Origin of the sequence: Phenylobacterium sp. (assembly GCF_030645195.1) — a bacterium.
Taxonomy (GTDB): domain Bacteria; phylum Pseudomonadota; class Alphaproteobacteria; order Caulobacterales; family Caulobacteraceae; genus Phenylobacterium.
Genome location: NZ_JAUSLW010000029.1, coordinates 1 through 4,933 on the forward strand (window position 1 = coordinate 1; position 4,933 = coordinate 4,933).

Genomic DNA, 4,933 nt, shown 5'->3' on the forward strand with positions numbered 1-4,933 from the left:
CGGCGCGGCCCTGACCTCCAAGGTCATCGACGGCAACTTCCCCGACTATGTCCGGGTCATTCCCCGCGACAACGACCGGGTGATGATGGTGGACAACAAGCTGTTCGCCAAGGCCGTGGACCGGGTGGCCACCATCTCGGCGGAGAAGAGCCGCTCGGTGCGCATGGCCATCGAGCCCGGCCGGGTGATCCTCACCGTCCGTAACATGGAGGCCGGCCAGGCGGTGGAGGAGATCGAGGTCGACTATTCCGGCGAGGCCTTCGAGCTGTCCTTCAACGCCCGCTACCTGCTGGACGTCACCGACCAGATCGGCGCGGAGTTGGCCGAATTCCGCTTCGGCGGCCCCAACGACCCGGCGCTGGTCCTCGACCCCACAGACCCCGACGTCCGCTACGTCCTGATGCCGCTTAGGGTGTAGCCGGCGGCGGAGCCGCCGAGCACGGATGCTGGGCGCAGAACGCGGTGCGGGCGGCTTCCGAGCCCGCCTTGAGGCTCGCGGCGACGGAGGCCTGCATTCCGCGTAGTATCTCCGGCTGCCGGGCTGTGAAGGCGCGACCCGACGGCGAGGTCACGAAGGCGGCGATGTCGGTCAGTTCGGCCTCGCTGAAGGCGCTGGCGTAGGTGCGCGCCAGGTCGGTCTCGAAGGCCTCCCAGAACTTGGTGAAGCCGGCCCGCAGGGCCTCGATGCCGTCGTCGCGGGTCTTGTCCTCGACCCCCGGCCACTTGGCCTCCATCAGGGGCATCATCCCGACCTCGAACTGCACCCGACCCTGGCTCGACAGGTCCTGGGCCTGGACGATCTTCCGGGCCGTCTCCAGGGCCTGGGCCGAGGGCGCGCCAAACACATCGGACTTGGCGGTCAGCTTGGTGACCGGCGGAGCGGGCGGCAGGGTGAAGCGGATCGGGATGCGGATTTCGCCTCCGGCCACGGGTTTCCCATCCACCGTCTTGGGCGTCATCTTGAAGGTCTTGGCCAGGACCTGGGCGGCCGGTCCGAAGCCCAGCCCCACCGGGGCTTCGGATACCACCGAACACTTCTCCAGCAAGCCCTTGGCGCTGACCTCGCAGGCGACCAGCGCCCGGCCTTCGATCGACAGCATCTGGGCGAGCTTGGGGAAGTGCTCGGCGATGTCCGCGCCGCTGGGCTTTTCCAGCCAGTCGGGATTGACCACCTTCTGAGCCTGGGCGCCCGACGCGACGACCAGGGTCGCGGCCGCCACGATGCAACCAAGTGTCCGCATAGATCCCCCAAACACGCCTGTCGCGAGCTTAGCCATGGGGCTCGCGGCGCGCCATAGGCCTCAGCCTTCGCCCCCGCCGCCGAAACCCTGTAAGACCCCACCGTGACCCGCTCGGCCCTTACCCGCCTGACCCTGACCGACTTCCGCTCCTATGGCCGCGCCGAGCTGCCCCTGGACGGGCGGCCGGTGTTCCTGATCGGGCCCAATGGGGCGGGGAAGACCAATCTGCTGGAGGCCGTGTCCCTGCTTACCCCCGGCCGGGGCCTGCGCGGGGCGAGCCTGGCCGAGGTCGGGCGGCGGATGCCGGGCGAGACGCAAGGGCGCGCCTGGGCCGTGGCCGCCACCATCGAGCTGGACGGCGAGCCGGTGCGGCTGGGCACCGGCACGGAAGTCCCCGGCGCGGCGCGGCGCACGGTGCGGCTTGAGGGCGAGCCCGTGCCCCCCGGACGCCTGGCCGACCATCAGCGCCAGGTCTGGCTGACCCCGGCCCAGGACCGGTTGTTCCTGGAGGGCACCGGCGACCGCCGCCGGTTCTTCGACCGCCTGGTGTTTGCCGCCGAACCGGCCCACGCCGCCCACGCCACCGCCTACGAGAAATCCCAGCGCGAGCGCATGCGCCTGCTCACCGACGGCCCCGCCGACCCCGACTGGCTGAGCGCCCTGGAGGCCAGGCTGGCCGAGGCCGGCGCCCTGATGGCGGCCGCCCGCGCCAGAACACTGTCAGCCCTGCAAAGCGAGATCGACGAGCGTGGCGACCGCCCCTTCCCCCAGGCCCGGCTGAGCCTGACCGGCGCCTGGGAGCAGATGGCCCTGGAGGGGGTCGAAACCCCCGAGATCGAGGCCCGCCTGGCCCGGGCGCTGGCCGAGGCGCGCGAGCGCGACGCCGCGGCGGGACGGGCGCTCACCGGCCCGCACCGGGGCGATCTGGCGGTGATCCACGCCGAAAAGGACCGCCCGGCGGCGGAATGCTCCACCGGGGAGCAGAAAGCCCTGATTCTGAACCTGGTTTTGGGGCAGGCGGCGCGTCTTTCACGTGCAGAATCAGGACCAAACCCTATATTGTTGCTAGACGAAGTCGCAGCGCACCTGGACCGCCGCAGGCGGGCCGCATTGTTCGACGAGATCACGGCGCTCAAGCTCCAGGCCTTCCTCACCGGCACGGACGAGCACCTGTTCGAAGATTTGAAGGGCCGGGCCCAGGGCGTCCATGTGGATGGCTCCAGCCTGACGATTCTGGATACCGAATGACCGACGAAACGCAGATCCCCGACAACTCGCCCGAACTGGGCGAACACGCCGGCCAAGCCGAATACGGCGCGGAGTCCATCAAGGTCCTCAAGGGCCTGGACGCGGTGCGCAAACGCCCGGGCATGTACATCGGCGACACCGACGACGGGTCGGGCCTGCACCACATGGTCTATGAGGTGGTGGACAACGCCATCGACGAGACCCTGGCCGGCTGGGCCACCCGGGTCGAGGTGATCCTCAATCCCGACGGCTCGGTCACCGTCACCGACGACGGCCGCGGCATCCCCACCGACATCCACGAGGGCGAAGGCGTCTCGGCGGCCGAGGTCATCATGACCCAGCTGCACGCGGGCGGTAAATTCGACCAGAATTCCTACAAGGTCTCCGGCGGCCTGCACGGGGTGGGCGTCTCGGTGGTCAACGCGCTCTCGGACTGGCTGAAGCTGAAGATCTATCGCGGCGGCAAGGCCTACGAGATGGAGTTCCGCCGCGGCGACGCGGTCTCGCCCCTGATCGTCACCGGCGACGCGCCCCTGCGCGAAAACGGCGAATTCCTGTCGGGGACCGAGGTCACCTTCATGGCCTCGACCGACACCTTCGCCTTCATCGAGTTCGACCGGAAGACCCTTGAGCATCGCCTGCGCGAGCTGGCCTTCCTCAATTCCGGCGTCACCATCTGGCTGAAGGACAACCGCGAGGCCGAGCCCTACGAGGAGGTCCTGCATTACGAAGGCGGTATCGAGGCCTTCGTTCGCCACCTGGACAAGGCCAAGACCCCGATCCTGAAGGCGCCCATCGTGATCCGCGGCAAGCGCGAGAACGTCGAGCTGGACCTGTCGCTCTGGTGGAACGACGGCTATCACGAGAACGTCCTCTGCTTCACCAACAACATCCCGCAGCGGGACGGCGGCACCCACCTGGCCGCCTTCCGCTCGGCGCTGACCCGCATCATCACCGGCTATGCCGAGAGCTCCGGCGCCACCAAGCGCGAGAAGGTCTCGCTGTCGGGCGAGGACAGCCGCGAGGGCCTGACCTGCGTCCTGTCGGTCAAGGTGCCGGACCCGAAGTTCTCCAGCCAGACCAAGGAAAACCTGGTTTCCTCCGAGGTGCGCCCCGCCGTCGAGAGCCTGGTCTCCGAAGGCATCGGCCAGTGGTTCGAGGAGCACCCCGTCGAAGCCAAGCTGATCATCGCCAAGATCACCGAGGCCGCCGCCGCCCGCGAGGCGGCCCGCAAGGCCCGCGACCTGACCCGCCGCAAGACCGCGCTGGATATCTCCTCCCTGCCCGGCAAGCTCGCCGACTGCCAGGAGCGCGACCCCGCCAAGTCCGAGATCTTCCTGGTGGAGGGCGACTCCGCCGGCGGCTCGGCCAAGCAGGCCCGCAACCGTGAGAACCAGGCCGTCCTGCCCCTGCGCGGCAAGATCCTCAATGTCGAGCGCGCCCGCTTCGACCGCATGCTGGGCTCCGATCAGATCGGCACCCTGATCACGGCGCTCGGCGCCGGCATCGGCCGCGACGACTTCGATATCGAGAAGGTCCGCTACCACAAGATCGTCATCATGACCGACGCCGACGTCGACGGCGCCCACATCCGGACCCTGCTGCTCACCTTCTTCTACCGGCAGATGCCGCAGGTGATCGAGCGCGGCTACCTCTATATCGCCCAGCCGCCGCTCTATAAGGCCGCCAAGGGCAAGTCGATCACCTACCTCAAGGACGATCCGGCCCTGGAGACCTACCTGGTCAACGAAGGTCTGGAGGGCGCGACCCTGGACCTCTCCAACGGTGAGCGTCTGTTTGGCCAGGATCTGCTGGCCCTGATCCAGACATCCCGTTCGGCCAAGGCCAATATAGAACGCCTGTCGTCGCGGGCGCCCGCCTTCGCCATCGAACAGGCGGCCCTGGGCGGCCTGCTGGCCGAGGGCCGCAACATCGAGGCCGCCGCCAAGCGTCTGGACCTCTATGCCGAGGAAAGCGACGGCTCCTGGACCGGCGAGGCCGGCCCCGCCGGCGGTTTCGTCTTCAGCCGCGTCAAGCGCGGGGTCTCCGAGCGCGTCGTGCTGGATGATTTGCTGCTGCACGCCGCCGACGCCCGCCGCCTTGCCGAGCGCGCCGCGACCATGGCCGACACCTTCGCGGGCCCCGCGGTCTTCACCCGCAAGGACAAGGTCACCACGGTGCGCGGGCCCCTGGACCTGGTGGGCGCGATCATGGACGCCGGCCGCCGCGGCCTGGCCATCCAGCGCTACAAGGGCCTGGGGGAGATGAACCCCGAGCAGCTCTGGGAAACCACCCTGGACACCGACGCCCGCACCCTGCTGCAGGTGAGGGTCAACCACGCCGACGACGCCGACGACATGTTCACCCGCCTGATGGGCGATCTGGTGGAGCCGCGCCGCGAGTTCATCCAGGAGAACGCCCTGGACGCCGAGGTCGACGTCTAG

General features: G+C 69.0%; 3 protein-coding genes and 1 pseudogene. 3 read left to right on the plus strand and 1 reads right to left on the minus strand.

The window, feature by feature from the left end; translation table 11 throughout:
• Positions 1-418: pseudogene (locus Q7T09_RS02530) on the plus strand (DNA polymerase III subunit beta); the annotation flags it as partial.
• Here the strand turns inward: Q7T09_RS02530 and Q7T09_RS02535 are convergent.
• Positions 408-1,241, minus strand: coding sequence for a TonB family protein (locus tag Q7T09_RS02535; protein ID WP_304697396.1), 834 nt, complete (start codon positions 1,239-1,241; stop codon positions 408-410). The pseudogene Q7T09_RS02530 and the gene Q7T09_RS02535 sit on opposite strands and share 11 nt — an antisense overlap.
• Positions 1,242-1,343: 102 nt before the next feature.
• On the opposite strand from Q7T09_RS02535, the gene recF reads away from it, so the two are divergent.
• Both recF and gyrB read left to right on the plus strand, forming a co-directional pair.
• Positions 1,344-2,489, plus strand: coding sequence for a DNA replication/repair protein RecF (gene recF, locus Q7T09_RS02540; RefSeq protein WP_304697397.1), 1,146 nt, complete (start codon positions 1,344-1,346; stop codon positions 2,487-2,489).
• Positions 2,486-4,933 carry a DNA topoisomerase (ATP-hydrolyzing) subunit B gene (gene gyrB, locus Q7T09_RS02545; RefSeq protein WP_304697398.1) on the plus strand — a complete coding sequence of 816 codons (2,448 nt, stop codon included), beginning with the start codon at positions 2,486-2,488 and terminating at the stop codon, positions 4,931-4,933. The genes recF and gyrB overlap by 4 nt, the downstream gene beginning before the upstream one ends.